Annotated in this window: 16 protein-coding genes and 1 pseudogene; 1 reads left to right on the top strand and 16 read right to left on the bottom strand. The window is 33.4% G+C overall.

The genetic code is table 11. The features are described 5' to 3' along the window. Positions 1-44 precede the first annotated feature (44 nt). From CLU81_RS01980 to CLU81_RS01940, 9 genes are all read right to left on the bottom strand, one after another. Positions 45-650 (bottom strand): Crp/Fnr family transcriptional regulator, encoded by a 606-nt coding sequence (locus tag CLU81_RS01980; protein WP_099708299.1) that lies wholly within the window; start codon positions 648-650, stop codon positions 45-47. A 118-nt stretch (positions 651-768) separates the two neighbouring features. Continuing rightward, complete coding sequence (locus CLU81_RS01975; protein ID WP_099708298.1) at positions 769-1,221, bottom strand: hypothetical protein; 453 nt, start codon at positions 1,219-1,221, stop codon at positions 769-771. A 444-nt stretch (positions 1,222-1,665) separates the two neighbouring features. Beyond that, positions 1,666-3,084: a TolC family protein gene (locus CLU81_RS01970; protein WP_099712639.1), complete on the bottom strand. Its 1,419-nt coding sequence runs from the start codon at positions 3,082-3,084 to the stop codon at positions 1,666-1,668. Between the two features lie 130 nt (positions 3,085-3,214). Next, positions 3,215-6,376 (bottom strand): efflux RND transporter permease subunit, encoded by a 3,162-nt coding sequence (locus CLU81_RS01965; RefSeq protein ID WP_099708297.1) that lies wholly within the window; start codon positions 6,374-6,376, stop codon positions 3,215-3,217. A gap of 11 nt (positions 6,377-6,387) precedes the next feature. After that, a complete protein-coding gene (locus CLU81_RS01960; protein ID WP_099708296.1) occupies positions 6,388-7,611 on the bottom strand; it encodes an efflux RND transporter periplasmic adaptor subunit in 1,224 nt (407 codons plus the stop codon). 242 nt (positions 7,612-7,853) lie between these two features. Further along, a complete protein-coding gene (locus tag CLU81_RS01955) occupies positions 7,854-8,447 on the bottom strand; it encodes a TetR/AcrR family transcriptional regulator (protein ID WP_099708295.1) in 594 nt (197 codons plus the stop codon). Between the two features lie 320 nt (positions 8,448-8,767). Beyond that, on the bottom strand, positions 8,768-9,067 hold the full coding sequence (locus CLU81_RS01950; RefSeq protein WP_099708294.1) for a type II toxin-antitoxin system RelE/ParE family toxin: 300 nt from the start codon (positions 9,065-9,067) through the stop codon (positions 8,768-8,770). Next, entirely contained in the window at positions 9,057-9,284 is a 228-nt protein-coding gene (locus tag CLU81_RS01945; RefSeq protein WP_099708293.1) for a hypothetical protein, read from the bottom strand. Before CLU81_RS01945 ends, CLU81_RS01950 begins: the two co-directional genes overlap by 11 nt. A gap of 56 nt (positions 9,285-9,340) precedes the next feature. Next, positions 9,341-10,270 (bottom strand): ketopantoate reductase family protein, encoded by a 930-nt coding sequence (locus tag CLU81_RS01940; RefSeq protein ID WP_099708292.1) that lies wholly within the window; start codon positions 10,268-10,270, stop codon positions 9,341-9,343. Positions 10,271-10,370: 100 nt separating this feature from the next. On the opposite strand from CLU81_RS01940, the gene CLU81_RS01935 reads away from it, so the two are divergent. Further along, positions 10,371-11,204, top strand: coding sequence for an AraC family transcriptional regulator (locus CLU81_RS01935; RefSeq protein WP_099708291.1), 834 nt, complete (start codon positions 10,371-10,373; stop codon positions 11,202-11,204). 196 nt (positions 11,205-11,400) lie between these two features. Here CLU81_RS01935 and CLU81_RS01930 read toward each other — a convergent pair whose 3' ends face one another. The 7 genes and pseudogenes from CLU81_RS01930 to CLU81_RS01900 all read right to left on the bottom strand — a co-directional run bounded on the left by CLU81_RS01930 (position 11,401) and on the right by CLU81_RS01900 (position 20,325). Beyond that, complete coding sequence (locus CLU81_RS01930; protein WP_099708290.1) at positions 11,401-11,853, bottom strand: GNAT family N-acetyltransferase; 453 nt, start codon at positions 11,851-11,853, stop codon at positions 11,401-11,403. A gap of 154 nt (positions 11,854-12,007) precedes the next feature. Next, complete coding sequence (locus CLU81_RS01925) at positions 12,008-12,571, bottom strand: hypothetical protein (RefSeq protein WP_099708289.1); 564 nt, start codon at positions 12,569-12,571, stop codon at positions 12,008-12,010. Positions 12,572-12,642: 71 nt separating this feature from the next. Then, entirely contained in the window at positions 12,643-15,753 is a 3,111-nt protein-coding gene (locus CLU81_RS01920) for an efflux RND transporter permease subunit (protein WP_099708288.1), read from the bottom strand. A gap of 34 nt (positions 15,754-15,787) precedes the next feature. Beyond that, positions 15,788-16,876, bottom strand: a complete 1,089-nt coding sequence (locus tag CLU81_RS01915; RefSeq protein ID WP_099708287.1) for an efflux RND transporter periplasmic adaptor subunit — start codon at positions 16,874-16,876, stop codon at positions 15,788-15,790. Positions 16,877-16,909: 33 nt separating this feature from the next. Then, complete coding sequence (locus CLU81_RS01910) at positions 16,910-18,196, bottom strand: TolC family protein (RefSeq protein ID WP_099708286.1); 1,287 nt, start codon at positions 18,194-18,196, stop codon at positions 16,910-16,912. Positions 18,197-18,293: 97 nt separating this feature from the next. Continuing rightward, positions 18,294-19,652 (bottom strand): HAMP domain-containing sensor histidine kinase, encoded by a 1,359-nt coding sequence (locus CLU81_RS01905; RefSeq protein ID WP_099708285.1) that lies wholly within the window; start codon positions 19,650-19,652, stop codon positions 18,294-18,296. Continuing rightward, a pseudogene (locus CLU81_RS01900) lies at positions 19,649-20,325 on the bottom strand (response regulator transcription factor). Before CLU81_RS01900 ends, CLU81_RS01905 begins: the two are co-directional and overlap by 4 nt. Positions 20,326-20,427: the final 102 nt, after the last annotated feature.

Here is a 20,427-nt window from a genome sequence, read left to right as displayed (position 1 = left end):
AAAGATAAGTTGTGATTTCGAGCGAAATCTTTACATATGTTGATTTACAAATCTTTTTCGAGACTTTTTCTAATTCGGCTTAATTGTGTTGGTGTAATTCCTAAATGTGATGCAATATGAAGTAACGGAATTCGCTCTGAAATATCCGGATGTTTAGATAAAAGATGCAGATATCTTTCGGTTGCGTTTTCCATCACTAACGAAATTTCGCGTTGTTCTTTTTCTATTACCCAGTTTTTTTCTAAATAGGCGATATAATAGTTTTTCAGATCATCATTTTGGTCAATTAATGTTCTGTACTTTTTATAATTGAGGTTTATCAAAGTAGAATCTTCAAGTGCTTCTATCGTAAATTCAGAAGGAGTTAGTTGCAATAATGAAGCTTTAGAACCTGCAAAATCGCCTTCAAGAAAAATGTTTTTGTTATAAATATTTCCCGCAGCATCGGTGATAAAAGCTCGCAAAGCACCTTTGGCTATAAAATGAATTTCTTTTGCGATTTGACCATTTCTCAAAAGTATTTCTCCTTTTTTTATTGATTGAAATTCAATAATATTTTCAATCAATTGCCAGGATTGTTCAGAAATAGGAGCGTAGCTTTCGAATTTTAGTTTTAAATCGTGGAGATATTTGGTTTGATTGATTGACATTTACGGAATATTATATACTATCAAAAGTATTTAATTATTATAAAAAAACTGCTAAAAACGTAAAAGTTATATAGCAGTTTCATTCAAAAGGTTTTTATACTTTTTTGTATAATTTATTTTAGTCAGCGTAATGATAGATACTTTTTTTAATAGTATCATTTATTTTTTCAAGAGTAACTTCTGTTACTCCGCCTTCATAATTCATCGTAATAGCAACTTTTTTGCCTGAAGTGATTTCATAATCAATTGAGATTAATCCTTTTTTATTTACATCAACAGATTCGTTTTTACTTGGAATTGCACTTAGAAAATATTCTGTTTCTTCTACTTCTTTCTTTTTGATAATATTTCCGTAAGCTTTTTCAAGATCTGTATTTGTTATGATACACTCTTTTCCGGATCCCATTTCTACTTCAATATCTTTGCAATCTTCTTTTTCCTCTTTTTCTTCTTTTGCAGTAATATTGGTTGTTACTGGTTTTTTTTCTGATTTTAATTCTTCATCGGAAATGCTTTTTTTACAGTTTGTGAATAGTAAAGCGAAGAGAGCGATGCATGCAATTTTTTTCATAGTTTGAATGTATTGATAGTAGGAATTTTATTTTAAAAGTATTCCTTTTTTTTATAATTTGAAATTCATTTTTACTTAAATATGAAAATTAAAGAAATAAAGTGAAGAGATGGGACGCGGATGACACGGATTCGCTATCGCGAAGACGCGGATTTTTACTGATTTTTTATTTAATACAGGTTGTTTACGTTGCGGGTCTTCGACTTCGCTCAGACTGACAATAGGAAACTTTAAATAATCACGTGTGTCATCCTGAGCGAAGTCGAAGGAGCACAAAGTATATCGACAATCATTATCACATTAATAAAAATAAAAATAAAAATCCGCGTCTTCGCGATAGCGAATCCGTATCATCCGCGTGCCATATCTCAACAACAAAAAAAACGCCATGAAACTAAAAGTCTCACAGCGTTTTCATCTCAAAAAATAAATAATTAACGGGTATTATTTCCAACCACCGCCTAATGCGCGATACAAATCTGTATTGGCAGAAAGTTGCTCTCTTTTTATGTTTGCCAGTTCTAGTTCGCTTTGCAATAAATTTTCTTGCGCTGAAAGAACTTCCAGATATTCGGCCATACCGTTTTTGAATAACAAATTGGCATTTTTAATAGCTTGTTGCAAAGTTTTTACACGCTCTTTTAGAAATGATTCTTGTTGTTGTAATTTCTCAACTTTTACTAAAGCATCAGAAACTTCGCTAACAGCAACCAAAACAGATTGTCTGAAACTTAAAACTGCTTTTTCTCTTTCGGCAACGGCAATATTATATTGTGTTCTTACCTTTTTATTGTTCAACAAAGGTTGTGTTAAACCTCCTGCAACGGTTCCGAATAATGAAGCCGGAATGTTGAACCAATTACTGGTTTCGAACGAGTTTACTCCGCCTTGAGCGGTAATTTTAAGCGACGGATATAAGTCGGCTTTTGTAATTCCAACATTTGCATTTGCTGCTTTCAAAGCTAATTCGGCGCTTTTTACATCTGGTCTTCTGCTTACTAATGAAGACGGAATTCCGATTGCATTGTTATTTTTAACTTCTAAAGTTGCCAAACGAATGCTTCTTGTTTTTGAATTTGGAAAAGCTCCTGTCAAAACACTTAGTGCATTTTCCTGAATCGCAATATTTTGCTCTAATTGAGGAATCAATTGTGCTGAAACTAATTTTTGTGCTTCAGATTGTTGAATTGCTAATGTAGTTACCTGACCAGCATCGTATTTTAATTTAATGATATTTGTTGTACTATCATTTAATTTAAAGTTTTGTTTGGCGATTTCTAATTGTGCGTCCAACATCAAAAGATTGTAATATCCTTTAGAAACATTGGCTACGATTGTAGTTTGCAATGCTTTTTTTACTTCTTCTGATTGAAGGTAACCTGCATAAGCTCCTTTTTTCTGATTTTTGATTTTTCCCCAAATATCAGCTTCCCACGAAAGTGTTGCTCCTGCAGAATAATCGTCAATATGGTTTTGGCCTAAAGCCTGACCTAAATTCTTTCCTGTAAAACTATTGTCTGACGGATTGCTTGTGCTTGCAGTTACAGATAAATTAACCTGAGGAACATTTCCCCATTTTGATTGTGTGAATCTGTATTGTGCAATTTCGATGTTTTTAACAGCAATCTGCAAGTCATTGTTTCTTGCAACGGCGCTATCAATCAATTGAATAATATCTTTTTCGGTATAGAAGTTTTTCCACTCCACATCTCCAATACTTGTTGTATCTTTTGAAACCGATGCATTCCTGAAATTTTCAGGAAATGCATCTTTTGGAGTTTCAATATCCTTCGAAACTTTACAGGATATTATAGTCGTGATCAAAATGGCGATCATCACGATTTTGGTTATATAATTTTTCATTTTATGTTTTGTCATTAAATTTCTGTACAAGTATCTTTTCTATTATCAAGATCTTTTGAGATTTTATAGGATATGTATCCAATGCCGGCAATTATGGCTATTAGGATTGTCGTTATATAGTTTTCCATTTTTATTTTTCTTCGTTATGAGTTACGGCTACTGGTTTTCCAGAAACCTTTTCTTGTAGATATTGGAATACGATGAATAAAACAGGGATGATTAACAACCCAAGGATTACTCCGGAAACCATACCTCCGGCGGCACCAATACTAATAGAGTGGTTACCTTGTGCTGACGGTCCTGTGGCGCTCATCATCGGGATTAATCCCACAACAAAAGCTAGTGACGTCATGATAATTGGTCGCAAACGTAGTTTGGCAGCATCTATTGAAGCTTTAACTAATGCCTGACCTGATTTTCGCTTTTGGACGGCAAACTCGACGATTAGAATCGCGTTTTTGGCGAGCAGTCCAATAAGCATTACTAATGCAACTTGTACATAAATGTTGTTTTCGATTCCTGTTAATCCGATGGCAACAAATACTCCAAAAATACCTGCAGGAATTGATAAGATTACAGCCAATGGCAATATGTAACTTTCATACTGTGCAGCAAGTAGGAAATAGACGAATATCAAACACAGTAAGAAAATTGTTGCTGATTGACCTCCTGATGCAATTTCTTCTCGGGTTTGTCCTGAGAATTCATAGCTATAACCTGCAGGTAATTGTTGTGCTGCAACTTCTTCAATTGCTTTAATGGCGTCTCCGGAACTAAATCCAGGTTTCGGGATTGCATTAATCGAAATCGAATTAAACAAGTTGTATCTCGAAGCGGTTTCTGAACCATAAATACGGCTTAGTTTTACTAAAGTATTTATTGGCACCATTTCGCCAGTTTTGTTTTTCACAAAAACTCTGTCAATTGATGACGGATCTGCTCTGTCAGCAATATCGGCCTGAACAACAACTCTGTAATATTTACCAAATCTGTTAAAGTCAGAGGCTTGCGCGCTACCAAAATAGGTTTGCATGGTTTGTAAAATATCTTTTACATTCACACCTAATTGATTTGCTTTTTCGTCATTGATATCCAATTGTAATTGAGGATAATCGGCTTTGAAAGAGGTAAATGCTACTGCAATTTCAGGACGTTTCATCAATTCTCCGATGAAGGTTTGAGAAATTCCACTAAACTTATCCAGTTTTCCTCCAGTTTTATCTTGCAGAACTAAATCTAAAGCTTCTACGTTACTAAATCCAGGAACGGTTGGGAAACTAAATACGAAGAAACTTCCTCCAGTAATTGCTCCTAATTTTCCTTGAACATCAGCCATAATTTTGTTGATGTCTTTGATTTCTCCACGCTCTTCATTTGGTTTAAGCAATACAAAAACTACTGCTGAAGATGGACTTGTAGAGTTGGTCAATAAGTTGAAACCTGAAATTGCTGTTACAAATCGTGATGCGTCTAAACCTCTTAAAGTATTTTCTGCCTGAGTCATTACTTTTTGAGTTCCGTCAAGTGATGTTCCTGAAGGTGTGTTTACTGCAATTGCAATAAATCCTTGATCTTCTGTTGGAATAAATCCTGCTGGAGTTGTTTTAACCATTACAATAGTTGCAAATGTAATTAAAGCTAAACCTCCTAAACTAACCCATTTGTTACGAATTAAGAATTTCAAACCTCCAACATAACGGTTGGTTAGGGAATCAAAACTTTTGTTGAATCCGTTAAAGAATTTCTCTTTAAATCCTTTTTTCTCATGAGATCCATCACCATTTGTTCCGTGATTGTCTTTTAAGAATAAAGCAGCAAGTGCAGGACTTAAAGTTAAAGCGTTTACTGCTGAGATTACAATTGCAATCGCCATCGTAAAGGCAAACTGACGATAGAAAACTCCTGTTGAGCCTTCCATAAAACCAACCGGCAGGAATACAGCAGCCATTACCAGCGTAATCGAGATAATAGCACCCGTTATTTCGTGCATTGCTTCATGAGTTGCTACTTTTGGAGACAAATGTTTGTGCTCCATTTTAGCATGCACGGCTTCGACGACCACAATCGCATCATCTACCACAATACCAATCGCCAGAATTAAAGCGAAAAGCGTAAGAAGGTTGATCGAAAATCCGAATAACTGCATGAAGAAGAACGTTCCTAAAATTGCTACAGGTACAGCAATAGCCGGGATTAATGTTGATCTAAAATCTTGCAGGAATATAAATACTACAATAAATACTAATATAAATGCTTCGATTAAAGTATGTTCAACTTGTTCTATAGATTGATCCAGAGATACTTTTGTACTATAGAAAATGTTATGTTTAATTCCTTTTGGGAAATCTTTTGAGGCTTTCACCATCAATTTGTTAATCGCAACCTGAATATCATTTGAGTTAGAACCTGCTAACTGAATAATACCAATTACAACTCCTTTTTTCCCATTTAATCGGGTTAAACTGTTGTATGAATAAGCGCCAAGTTCTACTCTCGCAACGTCTTTTAAGCGAAGTACTGAACCATCTGCATTAGAACGTATAGCAATATTTTCATATTCTTCTGGTTTGGTTAATTTTCCTTTGTATTTAATAACGTATTCAAAAACTTCTTTACTTCTTTCTCCAAATTTACCCGGAGCAGCTTCCAAACTTTTATCCTGAATAGCGCTCATGATTTCGTTTGGCGTCACTTTGTAAGTTGACATTTGTGTTGGATTCAACCAAACACGCATAGAGTAATCTTTTACACCTCCAAAAATACTTGCAGAACCAACTCCTGGAATACGTTTGATCTCTGGAATAATATTGATTTGAGCATAATTGGCAACAAAAGTCTGATCGTATTTTGACTCATCATCGGTATACATACCAATCGCCATGATGAAACTGTTTTGTTGTTTTGCAGTCGTTACACCTTGTTGTACAACCTCTGTAGGCAATTGACTTGTTGCCTGAGCAACTCTGTTTTGTACGTTTACCGCTGCCTGATCTGCGTTAGTTCCTAATTTAAAGAAAACTGTAATAGCAAGAGATCCGTCATTACTGGCTGTAGAACTCATATAAGTCATGTTCTCAACACCATTTATAGATTCTTCCAGAGATGGTGCCACAGAACGTAGAACCGTTTCTGCGTTAGCTCCCGGATAAACCGCTGTTACCAAAACCGATGGCGGCGCAATATCAGGAAACTGTTGTAAGGGCAATTTCGTAAGTCCAAGTACACCCAGGATCACCAACAAAATGGAGATTACGGTTGCCAGTACAGGTCTTTGTATAAATATTTTGAACATTTTCGTAAAAATTATTTTTTATTAATTATTTGGGCAACTTTTGCAGTAGATGCTTTTTCAGGCTGAATTACTTGTCCTTCCTGAAGTTTATCGATACCGCTTAAAACAATTTGATCACCAGATTTTACACCGTCTTTGATAAGGTAGTTTGTACCACTTTTACCAATAACTGTAATAGGCATTTTGTTTACTTTATTCTCTTTTCCTACGGTGAAAACAAATACTTTATCCTGCATTTCAACCGTAGCCGATTGTGGAACTAAAATAGCATCGTCATGTTGAAGACCTAAGCGAATTCTTCCTGTGTTTCCTGAACGTAAAGTTCCGCCAGCATTAGGGAAAGTTGCTCTAATTGTAATCGCTCCGGTAGTTTTGTCAAATTGACCGTCAACCATATCAATTTTTCCGGTTTGAGGATATGCGTTGTTATCTGCTAATATTAAAGTAACAGGAGGTAATTTTTTGATTTTATCGCCAAGGCTGCTTCCAGCATATTGTGCTTTAAAGTTGATGAAATCTGTTTCTCCTAAAGAGAAGTAAGCAAATACTTCATGAACATCAGATAAATTTGTTAGAGGTTCAACATCTGTTGCAGAAACTAAACTTCCTTGTTTTTTAGGTAATCTCCCAATGTAACCACTAACAGGGGCTGTTACGTTTGTATATCCTAAATTAATTTTGGCAGATCCTACCATTGCTTTTGCTTGTTCGATATTTGCAGCGGCAATTTTTTGAGAAGCTTTAGCAGTTTTTAATTGATAATCAGAAACTACTTTGTTTTGAACTAAAGGAGTTAATTTATCAACTTCTAAGTTTGCGTTTATTAAAGCAGCTTCGGCAGCATGGAGATTTGCTAAAGCATTGTTTAATTGCTCACGGAAAGGACGTTCGTTTATTTTGAATAAAGTTTGACCTTTATTTACGTAAGCCCCTTCGTCTACAAAAACTCTTTCAAGGTTTCCGCTTACTTGTGGGCGAATTTCTACGTCAACAGTTCCTTGTATCGAAGCAGGATATTCAGCATCTGTAGTAGTGTTCTCGCTTGATATTGCTAAAACAGGTAATAATGGTGGCGCTGGAGCTGCTGGAGCTTGCGACTTATCTGCACAACTGCTTAACACAAGTGCCAGAATAAAACTGGTTATAATTACATTTTTCATTTTCATATTGGTTTTAATTTGTTGGACATTCTTATTATTTAAATTTTGTGGTATTCTGACATTTTCGGCATTCATATTTAAGTCTATTAAATTTTCTAACGTTGTTAAGTGAATTGGTACAGAAATTCATACGATGATGCCTTCCAATTCTATTCTGTAATTGGTATTAAATTATTTATCACTGTTAAGTAAAACGAGAAAAAAACTCTCCATATTACTCTATTAAATTATCTAACGTTGTTAAGTAGTATGTGCAAAAGTACTTTATATTACTTAATTAAATCATTTATCACTGTTAAGTAAAAATGAAATTTTTTTTATTGTATTGATTTTATGATACCACTAATGGCATCTTTTAAGATTTGAGCATTTATAGTTGCCATAATATCACTTTTGTTAATGATATTGATTGCAATTAAACCATGAATAACAGAGAAGAAAGTAAAGTACTTTTGTTTGATTATATCTTCGCTTGGATTACTGTTTTTCATTATTTCACCAATAACTGCAGTAAACAGTTTATATGGTGCTTCGGCAGCAGAACATCTTTGAGAACAACAGTTCATTTGCACACCAAACATTACCTGATACATTTCGGTATCTGTAAAAGCAAAATCCCAATAAGCCATCCACATGGCTTCTAATTGATCTTCGGGTTTTTCAAATTTATCTCGAGCTTGCTGAAGTTCTTTCGCCAGCTTAAGAAAACCTTTTCCGGTTAGTTCATTTAATATGGCATCTTTATTTGAAAAGTATTCATAAATAATAGGAGCCGTATATTCAATTTTGTCAGCAATTTTTCTCATGCTCAGACCTTGCCATCCTTCTTCTTTAACGATAGCATAAGCAGCCTCAAGAATGTTAGTTCTTGTTTCTTCTTTTTGTCTTAAAATTCGATCTTTACTTGCCATTTTTAATGAGTATTAAATTGTTTAACACCGTTAAGCAAATGTATGACGGTTTTTCTAATAATGAAATAATTTTGTCATAATATTTTCTTATTGTTGTATAGACAAGTATTAAAAACTTCTAAAAGCCTTTAATTATAAGGTTTTTTTAATTTTATTTTTTTTGAGGAGCAGAACATTTTTGATATTTCAAGACTTCTTTTCCTGCTCTACACTATATCTTTTATCCGCCGCGGCGGATAAAAGGATGCCGTTTCGATCAGGGCTAAGCGAGAAAATATCTTTTTTTATAAGATTTCTAGTTTTAACCCGTCTATACTTTTTTATTTTGAGGGATATTTTTCAGGATGTTGAGAAGTATGAAAAATTGCATTTAGAAAAACAGTTTTTGATAATTCGTCAACAATGAAAAAAGCTACGTATGGAAACTTTTTAAAAGGTAAAAATCGATAATTGTTGTCGTGAAATTGATAGAAGGGATTTATCTTTAAAGCTTTATAAATACTTTTATAGTCATTAAGAAAGTCTAGAGCTACCTTTTTAGTTGATTTTAAAATATAATATTCAATAGCTTCTTCAATGTTTTTTAATGCAATTGGAGAAACGATAATCTTATAATTCATATTTCTTTTTTAGATCAGTATATATAGATTCAGCATCTGTATATAAATTTTTGTCTGAATTAATTTGACTATCTAAAATTTCCTGTTGTTCAGCAGATAATTCATAGGATTTTACATTCGCTATTTCAAACTTTATCTTTAGCGCTTTCATAAAAGCTTTTACAGCTTCTATTTGAGAAGCGTCTTCCATATATGCTGTGATGTTAATTGCTTGCATGATGTTAATTTACTAAAGTTGATCAACAAAGTTAAGATAAAACTCTTACTCTCATGTTAAGAAACCCCATAAAGAGTATTTATTTTTTCATTCACGCCATTATAATAAGGAGTTTCAATTCCGTATTTAACAGCATTTTCAATAACATAATCCACTAAAAATTGTTTCTCGGTTTGATTATGATTTTCAAAATCCAATTGAAGAGACGATTTAGATTCAAACGGAAATTTAGTCAATAAATCTTTAGAAATTTGAATATCTTCATTCGTCAAAATGATATTGTTTTTTGCGGCAAGTGACTGAATTTCGATCATCATGTTTTCCAGAATGTGCATTAGATTTTGATCTTCGAGAAGTTGACCAAACGTAACTTTATATGCCGACGTTATTGCAGCAACTGGCGCAACAAATAAATATTTCTTCCATAAAATTTCGTTGATATTGGCAACATATGTAATGTCTAAACCTCCGGCAATTAATAAATCAATCAATGCTTTGTTTTCTTTTCCTCCAACGAAAATTTTTCCAGGTCCGCCAACATGCTGAATGTGCCCTGGTTTCTTTACATTCGAAGCTACATAAATACAACCTTCCATAATATGATTAGCTTCTGGTAAAGTTTTCTGAATTATTTCTTTGGCATTGACCACATTTTGCAAAGTGATTATAATTGTTTCATCGTTTATGCAATCTTTATAAGTTTCTAATATATTGTTTATAGAATAAGATTTACAAGTAAGAATCAGTACATTCAGAACACCAATTTCTGTTGGATTATCTGATGTTAAATCTGGAAATATAGTTTCTGTTATACCTTTAGATTCAAATAATAAACCATCATTTTGAATCGCTTTTTTAGTTTCGCCTCGACATATAAATATAATATTTGTCGAAGTGTTTTTATATTTTTTGGCTAAAGGTGCGCCAACAAATCCGCCGATTCCACCAATTCCAAGAATTCCTATTTTTATTGTATCTGAGTTCATATTGTAGTATTTTAGGTTTTAATTTCTGATGCAAAGTAAATAGGTTCAAGATCATTAATTGATGTAAAAATATAGGTTATATTTGTAAAAATATAGGATTATGAAAGACACGTTTTTTATATACAAAGATTTCGAAATTTATTCGGTCGAAGAACTTACCTGGAAAAAGGAAGTCCACCGACATAATTTTTTCGAACTATTATATATAGAATACGGAACCGGAAATCATATACTAAATTCGATTCCTCATAATTATCAAAAGCATGATATTTATTTGCTTACGCCAAAGGATTATCATTCTTTCAAAACACTTGAACCAACAAAGTTTCATTGTCTGCGTTTTTTGCCTAGTTTTTTTTCGAATAAAAAAGAAATTGAAGAAATCGAAAAGTTGTTTTATTATCACAATCAAACCAATGGAAATCTAATTTTCCTGGAAGAAGATAAAACGTTTTGCGAAATTGTTATTCTAAAAATTCTGGATGAAGTAGCTAAACCAAAAGGTCAAAACGAAATCATAATCAAGAGTTTGATGATGTCATTAATTCAAATAATCCGAAGAAATGCAATTATAAATGAAAGCAATCTAGAGTTTCAAACCACCGAAGTTTTAAAGATTGATACTATTTTAAGTTATATCAGATCGAATATTGCGAACCCGCATCTGCTGAAGAAAAAAGAAATGGCCAATCATTTTAATGTTTCGATTAATTACATTGGCGAATATTTTAAAACTCACTTAAATATTACTTTAAGAGATTATATCGAACAAACTAAACTTAAAGTTGTAACAGAAAAACTGAGCAAAAGCAATCTGACTTTTTCAGAAATCAGCAATGACTTAGGATTTATTGACAGTAGTCATTTTAATAAATTCATTATGCGAAGCACAGGAACATCACCATCAGAATTTAAAAAATCTTTGAGTATCTGAACAATATGTGTTAGATTATTATTAATATAGTAAGTCCCAGAGGGACAACATATTTATAGAATTCATGTATTGTGTTTTTCAGAATCCGCGGCGGCGGGTGATATATATTGTATTCGGTATCGCTCCGCTGGGGCTCTGTTTTGAATATTTTATATTTGCTATAAATATGTTGCTCCTCCGGAGCTTTTAATAAAAATTATTTTATAAAATCCATTTCAACGTGCTCAATTCCGGCATCCAGAAAATAATTATCAGTTTGTTTGAATCCGTTTTTAATATAAAACTGACTTGCATTTACCTGAGCGTATAAATATACTTTCTCTTCGTTTTTTAAATCGTCTAGAATTTTTAATAAAATAGCTTCCCCAATTCGCTTTCCACGGAAGGTATTTAGAACCGCAATTCTTTCAATTTTTGCGCCTTTTTCCATTTTTCGATATCTTGCAGCTCCGGCTGGTTCTCCGTTTACTGTTGCTAAATAATGAATTGCTTCATCATCATCCATTGATTCACGTTCTGGCGACACGTTTTGTTCTTCTACAAAAACTTGTCTTCTAATGGCAAATGCAGTTTCAATTAGATTGTGATCTTGAACTTTTTCAATTTTAATGGTATTTTCTGAAGTGGTTTGAGGTGTATTGTTTTTCATTCGTTTTTTGTATTTCAAGCACCGCCGATTTAAGTTATATCAAGCCGTGAGAATATTTTTTGACAAATATATGTAGTTAACTACATATATTCAAAACGAAATTTAAATTTTAAGATTTATTTATATAGATTGTCGCTCTAAATATTTGAAGAAATTACCAATCGATTTTTTTACGCAAATAAAAAAAACTTCCATCTCCTTTCATAACCCTAAATTTAATCGAGTCATTAATTTTTCTGAAATCATCAACCAACACTTTATTTTCTTTTTTGAATTTATCGTAAGAGCTCAGTTTTATGATTTCTCCAAACTTTAAATTATCCAAAGATTGAGCATTGTATTTTTTTAATAACGATAAAGCTTCTTTTAGAGCAATAAGATGTTTTCTTTCTTTTTTAATAATCCGAGTCTTTTTCTGCGTGAATATTTCATAAACATCCAATTGATATAATGGTGATGCTTCATAAATCTGATAGTCAAAAGCATCATTCCACAAGGTTTTTCCATCGCCTACATAATGCCAGGTAATATATTTAACAGAAGAATTTATTTTTATTTCAAATTCTGTTGGGATAGCTATAAGAACGCTGTCTTTTACTGAACTTGGAATAATTTGTACCATTTCCTTAGATTCATTTTGTTTAATTTCAATGGGAATTTTTGATTCGCAAGAAATTAATAAGAAAGAAATTATCGCAAAATAATAGCTGTATTTCATGATGAGTAGTTATTGGCATAATAAAAAAATACACCTTTAAACATATTGTTCAAAGGTGTATTTAGATTTGATTAAGATTTTGAATCACTATAACCAGCGTCTTTTTTGCGATATACCAAGTAGAATACTTGAGGCAATACCGTCAATGATAAAAACATACAGGTTATCAATCCGCCAACAATCATTATGGCTAATGGTTTTTGAACCTCAGAACCCATTCCGGTTGATAATGCTGCGGGCAATAATCCTAAAGATCCCATAAGAGCAATCATGACAATAGGACGAATTCTGCTGTAAATTCCGTTTGAAATTGCATCTTTAAGGTGCATTCCGGCTCGCATATTTTCTCTAATCATTCCGATGAGGACAATACTATCAATTGCACTGACTCCAAACAGAATAATAAAACCAATTCCTGCCGAGATTCCAAATACGGTTCCTGTTACCCAAAGCGACAAGAATCCTCCAATAAAAGCATAAGGCATTGCGCTAATGGCAACTAAAGTATCTTTGAAATTCCCAAAGTTGAAATATAACAAGCATAAAATCAATACTAAAACTACAGGAACAATCATTGCCAATTGTTTAGAAGCTCTTTCTTTACTTTCAAATTCTCCTGCCCATTTCATTGTATTTTCTTTTGGAAGTTTTACTTCGGCAGCTACTTTTTTCTGTGCTTCATCAATTGTACTTCCTAAATCTCGTCCTTCAATACTAAAACCTACGGCAATATATCGACTGTTTCCTTCACGATAAATAAAAGTTGGTCCCGTTTTATATTCTACGGTAGCAATTTCTTTTAGCGGAACTTTTTTACCATTCATGGTTGGAATCAAAATATCTTCAATTTTTTCTTTTGAGTCACGATATTCTTTTTCAAAACGTAAAGTGATATCAAAAATCTTTTCGTCGTCATAGAATTTAGTTGCTGCTTGTCCTCCAATTGTCATTCGTATTACGGCTTGCGCATCGGCGGTTGTAATCGCGTAACGCGCCATTTTTTCGTCGTCAAGCTGAATTCTTAATTCAGGCAAACCGATATTTTTATAGACATTTATATCTTCAATTCCTTTTACATCTTTGATAGATTTGGCAACTTTTGCAGCCATTTCTTCCAATTGAAAAAGATCATTTCCGAAAATCTTTATCACCAACGGGCTTTTTACTCCCGCAACATATTCTTCAACATTATCCTGAATCGGTTGACTAAATCCAAAACCAATTCCGGGATATACATCAAGTTCTTTCTTGATCTCGGCTATCAGTTCTTCTTTACTAATGTCACGTTTCCATTCGTCCTGATGTTTTAATTCGATGTGTAATTCAATATTAAAAAATCCGGTTGGATCCGTTCCGTCATTTGGTCGTCCGGTTTGTGTCAGAACGAATTTTACTTCTTCAAACTTCCTGATTTTGCCTTTCATTTCTTTTGTAAGTCGAACGGCTTCATCAAGATTGATACTATTAGGCAAAGTTGCTCGTACATAAATTGCTCCTTCATTCAATTTCGGAATAAATTCTGAACCATAAAAAGCGAACTTAGCACAACATATTGCCAGTAAACCTAAGAAAGCATATAATGTTGTTTTGCGATGTCTCGTACTCCATTGAAATAACTTATACAGATTTTCTCTAAAGAAGCGCGAAATCATATTTTCTTTCTCTACAATGTTTTTCGTCAACATGACTTTACACATTGCAGGAACATACGTAAGAGATAAAATCAACGATCCTAAAAGCGCATAACTTAACGTAAAGGCTAGGGGAGAGAACATTTTTCCTTCCACTTTAGTGAAAGAGAAAATTGGCATCAAAGCAACAATCAAAATGATCAAGGCAAAGAAAATATAAGTAGCAACACTACCAACACTTTTTTTGATAAGCCCCATTTTGCTCATACTATTAAAGCGTTCCATTCCTACTTTATGTGCTTTTTTCTCGAGTGATACAAATACTTGCTCGACGATGACCAATGTTCCTTCGAGGAGCAATCCAAAATCCAGAGCTCCCATAGAAATTAAGTTCGCTGGTAATCCCTGAATTCGCAACATTACAATTGCAAACAAAAACGAAAGCGGAATCACAGAAGCCACAATCAATGAAGTTCTCCAGTTATAAAGGAAAATAAATACGATTAACGAAACCAATAAAATCCCTTCTACAAGGTTTTTTGTAACCGTTTTTACCGTTGTATCTACCAATTTTGTACGATCAATAAACGGAACTATTTTTACATTATCCGGCAAAACTCTTTCGTTAATTTCAGCCAAACGGTCTTTAAGTCTCTTGATAACTTCACCCGGATTTTCTCCACGCAACATCACGACAATACCTTCTACAACATCATCATCACCATCTAAACCAACTTGTCCTAATCTTGGTTTGGCAGATATTGAAACTTCGGCAACGTGTTTTACTAATATTGGCGATGAACCTTTGGTTTCGATCAAAATATTTCCAATATCTTCTACTTTATTAATCAAACCAACACCTCTTACCACGTAAGCCTGATCGCCACGTTGAATAACATCTCCACCAACGTTTACATTACTTTTAGAAACAGCTTCGTAAACATCAAGTGCCGATAAATTATAATTTTCAAGTTGCGTTGGATTAATTTTGATTTCGAAGTTTTTTTCTTCTCCACCAAAACTCACTACATCGGCAACTCCAGGAACAGCGATTAGTTCTCTTTCGATTACCCAATCCTGAATGGCTTTGATTTCCTTAATAGGTAAATCACTTTTGATTACATATCTAAATATCTCACCCGTTGCTCCGGATGGTGGTTCAATATCAACATCTGCACCTTCCGGTAAATCCAATCCGCTAAGGCGATTTGAAGCATATTGTTGTGCGTAAAAATCCTCAACATCATCATCAAATAAAACCGTTACAACTGATAATCCAAAAAGCGAAATAGAGCGTACTTCAGCTTTTTTAGGAATTGTATTCATTTGTTTCGAAATCGGAAGCGTGATAAATTTCTCTACTTCTTCGGCACTTCTTCCAGGCCATTGCGTAATGATTCTTGCTCTTGTATTCGTTACATCGGGAAAAGCTTCGATGGGCGTGTGGATATAGCTAACTATTCCGGCGACTAGTAGTATGGCTGTCAGGAAAAAAACTATAAGGGAGTTTTTTAGCGAGAAAGCAACCAGACCTTGTACAAATTTTTTCATGTCTTGTATGGTATTTATCCGTTTTTAGGGATAATTAGTTTTTTAATCGTTCGTGAATTAACAGTTGATTTTTAGTAATCACCATTTCACCTTCATTAACTCCTTTATCAAAATAAACCCAGTTGTTGTTTTTTATAACAGGATTAATTTCTCTGGTTTCGATTGTACAATCGTCTTTGTAGATCAAAATATGATCGCGATTATTATCAAAAATGACAGCTTTTGCAGGAACCGAAGCTAACATTTCGCCACCTTTACTTTTATCGATAATAATATCAGCGGTCATTCCGGGTTTTAATTTTAAGTTCTGGTTTTCCATTACAATTCTTGCTTTTAGAACATGTTCTTCAGCATCAAAAACTTTGGCCATCATTTTTATTTTCCCTTTAAAAACTTCTCCGGGATATGCGGGAGTTGTAACATCAACCAACATATTTTCGCTTACGTTTTTCAGATTACTGGTATATACATTTACCAAAACCCAGATTTCTTTAAGATCAGAAATAGTAAAAAGAGGTTCGCTGGAATCTGTAATTTGCATTCCCGGACTAATATTTTTTGCTACGATATATCCTTCAGTTGGCGCTTTTATTTGGAAAACGGCTCTTTCGCTGCTTGCACTAAACATGGCAAGATTTGCTTTTACGTTTTCAAGAGAAGATTTTAAAACATCCAATTCGCTTTGTGCTTGCATTAAATCTTTTTGTGAAGAGATTCCGTCATCAAACATTGATTTTGTGGCTTGCAAATTGCGTTGTGCGACTGCTATTTGAGATTGAAATGATTTACTCTCAGATTGCATATTGTTTAATTCCGTACTTTTTATTTCTGCCAAAACTTGTCCTTTTCTCACATAATCGCCCAATGAGAAAGTAGTTTTGGTAATAATACCTTCAACAAGACTATTAAACTGAACTACGTGATCGCCATTATAAGTTATATTTCCGGTAAGGTTTATAGATTCCGTAACCGCACGTTTTTCTACAGGTTCGATTGTGATTTTTTCTTTTAAGTTTTTGTCAATACAAAATTTTTCCTCTTTTGTATCTTTGATTTCTTCTTTTTTGCCACATCCGTAAACGAGCATTAACCCAAGTATCGGGAGTAAAATAAGTTTCTTCATTATGTTTGTTATTATTTTTTTAGAGAATTAGATTTAATTGATTTCCTGACCGGCGATATAACGCAGTTCTTCAAGATTTTTATTAAGATCTTTTTTAGAGTTTAACAGAATCGATTTGTTGTCTAAATAAGCATCAACAAAATCAAGATATTCTAACATGCTTGTGTTTCGTTGCATGAAGTTTTTGCGATAGCTTTCCAGAAGTTTGTCTAAATCTGCTTCGTAATTAGCATCGACACTTTCGTATAATTTTTTTGTCACAATTAAATCTTCATAAGCTTGTAAAACTTCTGCTTTAACACTTATAGTTTTTTCTTCGGCAAGTAATTTACCTTGATCGATTGCTATTTTAGCCGCTTTGATATTTCCTTGATTTCTATTAAAAAACGGAAGATCGAGCGCAAAACCAAGTCCCACAAAATCATTCATCGTACTTGCACCACGGTCGTAACTAATACCAAGTGTAACGTCTGGCGTTCGCATTGCCTTTTCATATTTATATTTATTATCGTTGTAATCGTTTCCAAGTTTAATAACCTTCATATCAGGACGATTTTCTACTGCGGAAGCCATAAGATTGCCCAGATTTATGTTGTCGATATTTTTATTATCAGGAACAAAACCTTCATCTGTAAGTTTGATAAAGCTTGTCGCAGGAAGATTCATTAAGACTTTAAGTTCTTTTTGCAATGAATTGTTTTCTTTTTTGAGATCAGCGATTTCTTTTACGAATTGTAATTCGGAAGCTTTTAGTCTAATGTATTCGCCTCTGCCAACATTGCCTTGTGCAACCTGATTGCTATAAGCTTTGATTAAAGTTTGCATCGACGAAAGTTGCTTTGTATAAATGGCTTCCTGTGCTTGCGTATATTGCAGTTCAGTAAGATTACCTCTAAACTCAATTTTTAGATTTCGTAAAAAAGTTTTAAAGTATTCTTTGGCGATATCAACGCCAACTTTTTCCATGGCAATCATCTTTTTGCGTTTTCCTGCAGTTTGAATCAGTTGTTCTAATTCTGCTGTAACTTGAGATGTTTTTCCGAAATTTCCCCAAAGCGGAGGAACTTCAGCAGCTGTGGCATTGTGCCAAAGATTGATTTCACCAATTGTAAGAGTAGGATTCGGCCATAATTTAGCCTGAATAACTTGTGCATCAGCAATGTCGATGTTTAGTTTTTCGGAAATAAGAGAAATGTTTTTTTCCAAAAACAAAGCCTCAGCTTGAGTTCGGGAAAGAACAATTGTATCGTTTATTGTAGCAATTTGTGCCACACTTTTGTGCGATACAATAACGAGCAGGGTTAGAAGTATACGTTTCAAATTAAGTTGTTTTTAATATGGTGCAAAGCTATCTGCGGCATATTAAACCCTAATTTGAGGTCAGTTAGAAAGGAGTTGCAACTACATTAGAAAACGATTAGAGTGGCGGAAATAATAGTATTACAGTAGTTCCTACATCTTTTTTTGAAGTAATTGTAAAATCGATATTGTTCTGTTTGAAGATAATGTTTGCCAGAGAAAGTCCAACGCCGCTTCCTTTTATATCATTAACATTTTTACCTCTGTAAAAGGTTTGTTTGATGAATTTTAAGTCGTCTTCGTTAATACCGGTTCCGTGGTCTTCGATTACAATTTTAAGCTGATTATTCTCTTGTAATAGACTTATTTTTATAGGATTTCCGTTCGAATATTTCACGGCATTTTCTATGATATTGTATAAAGCAATTTTGATTTCGTTGCTGTTTCCTTTTATCGAGAGAAGTTTATCGTTTACAATTTCAATGGCAATTTGTATCTGCGCATCTTTCAGTTTATGAACTTCGGGTAATTGATCGTTAATATCCCAAACCAATTCATCAACCCTAAAAATTTCGTTCAATTCAGTGTTGCCTTTCAATCCAGAAAGTAACATAAGCGTGTTCATTGTATCTTCGATTTGATACACGTTTTCTAATACTTTTTCAGACATTTCTTTGTATTCTGCGCTCGTTCTGTCTTTTTGAGCAAATACTTCGAGATTTCCAGAGATTGCAGTTAAAGGTGTTTTGAATTCGTGCGAAACATAGTTTATAAAATTCTTCTGAATGATAAATGTGTCCGAAAGTCGCTTAAACAGATTGTTGTATGTTTCGATTAATTCCTGAATATCATCTTTGGTATTTGGCGAAACAATATGCCGATCAAGAGACGAAGCTTCGATATCATTTACCTGATTGATAATGTTTTTTATTGGACTATAGGCAAGATTCGAAAGCACGCGACTTACAATATAAATGGTAATTAATCCGGTAATTAAAACCAGAATCATAATGATTAATAATCTGTTTGTAATGGTTTTAAATTCGACATCGTTTTTCTTTACAAAAACAACAAAATCACCTTGATTATCATGATAAAAACTTCCAAAGTAAAAATGATGATTAGACTTAAAACTCAGTTTTCTATTCTTTCGAATATAATCCAGTTTTTCTGCATTTATGTTTTTATCTGTTTCTTTATCGCCATATACAATCTGATTTTTTTTGTTGTAAACGCGTGTTATAATTTCGAGTGAATTTTCGCGGAATTGCTGACCAATTATCAAATGTTGATTTTGAGGTAATTCGTCTTTTTCGAGGTAAAAAATACCAGTTAACAAACAGGTTTTTTGTAGTTCATTATAAACAATTTTCTCAGAATAACTATAGAATGAAAAGTACGTGATGATTGAAGCAATGACAAATACAATGCTAAAAGTGAAAGAGGATATTAATGTAAACCGATTGCGTATTTTCATGATTGTTCTTTAAGCATATATCCGGTTCCTTTTATGGTATGGATAAATTTATGGTTTTGCTCAATTTTGTTTCTCAAATAAGAAATATAAACATCAACAACATTGGTATTATTATCATAATTAATGCCCAAACGGCATTTAAGATTTGCGTTCTGGACATTACTTTATTTCTGTTTTCTAATAAAAACAATAGCAATTTATATTCCCTTGGAGATAAATCGATCAATTCGTCATTTTCGGCAACCTTATGTTCTTCGGGATTTATGGTTAAACTTCCTAAAGTGTATAAAGTTTCTTCCTTGTCGTAATTAAATTTAGTTCTTCGCGTTAATGCGTTTACTCTCGAAATTAACTCTTTAAAATGGAAAGGTTTAACCAAATAATCATCGGCACCAGAATCGAGTGCATTTACTTTATCATCAGTATCACTAAGCGCGCTGAGCATTAATATTGGTGTATGAATTTTCTTGAAACGCATTAATTTAGTCAGCTGAATGCCATCAATTCCCGGAAGCATAATATCCATTAAAATAATATCCCACGTATCATTTTGGACAAGTTCTCGGGCAATTTCGCCAGTTTCTGCCAGATGTACCGTAAAATTGTTTTCTTCTAAACCCTTTACAATAAATTCGCTAATGCGTTTATCATCTTCAATGAGTAGAACATTCATACTTAAAAATATAAGGTTACAATAGTTTTATATGGCAATAATGCGTTTAATTCATTTAATTTAAAAGATGAAGTTGCTTGACAAATTGCCTGAAAGGAATAT

Source organism: Flavobacterium sp. 9, assembly GCF_002754195.1.
In the GTDB taxonomy this organism is placed as follows: Bacteria; Bacteroidota; Bacteroidia; order Flavobacteriales; family Flavobacteriaceae; genus Flavobacterium.
This window is presented reverse-complemented; position numbering and strand designations above follow the sequence as displayed.

Coding starts and splice junctions, on each gene's coding strand:
- CLU81_RS01980 (WP_099708299.1), bottom strand. CDS start 650: ATGTCAATCAATCAAACCAAATATCTCCACGATTTAAAACTAAAATTC.
- CLU81_RS01975 (WP_099708298.1), bottom strand. CDS start 1,221: ATGAAAAAAATTGCATGCATCGCTCTCTTCGCTTTACTATTCACAAAC.
- CLU81_RS01970 (WP_099712639.1), bottom strand. CDS start 3,084: ATGAAAAATTATATAACCAAAATCGTGATGATCGCCATTTTGATCACG.
- CLU81_RS01965 (WP_099708297.1), bottom strand. CDS start 6,376: ATGTTCAAAATATTTATACAAAGACCTGTACTGGCAACCGTAATCTCC.
- CLU81_RS01960 (WP_099708296.1), bottom strand. CDS start 7,611: ATGAATGCCGAAAATGTCAGAATACCACAAAATTTAAATAATAAGAAT.
- CLU81_RS01955 (WP_099708295.1), bottom strand. CDS start 8,447: ATGGCAAGTAAAGATCGAATTTTAAGACAAAAAGAAGAAACAAGAACT.
- CLU81_RS01950 (WP_099708294.1), bottom strand. CDS start 9,067: ATGAATTATAAGATTATCGTTTCTCCAATTGCATTAAAAAACATTGAA.
- CLU81_RS01945 (WP_099708293.1), bottom strand. CDS start 9,284: ATGCAAGCAATTAACATCACAGCATATATGGAAGACGCTTCTCAAATA.
- CLU81_RS01940 (WP_099708292.1), bottom strand. CDS start 10,270: ATGAACTCAGATACAATAAAAATAGGAATTCTTGGAATTGGTGGAATC.
- CLU81_RS01935 (WP_099708291.1), top strand. CDS start 10,371: ATGAAAGACACGTTTTTTATATACAAAGATTTCGAAATTTATTCGGTC.
- CLU81_RS01930 (WP_099708290.1), bottom strand. CDS start 11,853: ATGAAAAACAATACACCTCAAACCACTTCAGAAAATACCATTAAAATT.
- CLU81_RS01925 (WP_099708289.1), bottom strand. CDS start 12,571: ATGAAATACAGCTATTATTTTGCGATAATTTCTTTCTTATTAATTTCT.
- CLU81_RS01920 (WP_099708288.1), bottom strand. CDS start 15,753: ATGAAAAAATTTGTACAAGGTCTGGTTGCTTTCTCGCTAAAAAACTCC.
- CLU81_RS01915 (WP_099708287.1), bottom strand. CDS start 16,876: ATGAAGAAACTTATTTTACTCCCGATACTTGGGTTAATGCTCGTTTAC.
- CLU81_RS01905 (WP_099708285.1), bottom strand. CDS start 19,652: ATGAAAATACGCAATCGGTTTACATTAATATCCTCTTTCACTTTTAGC.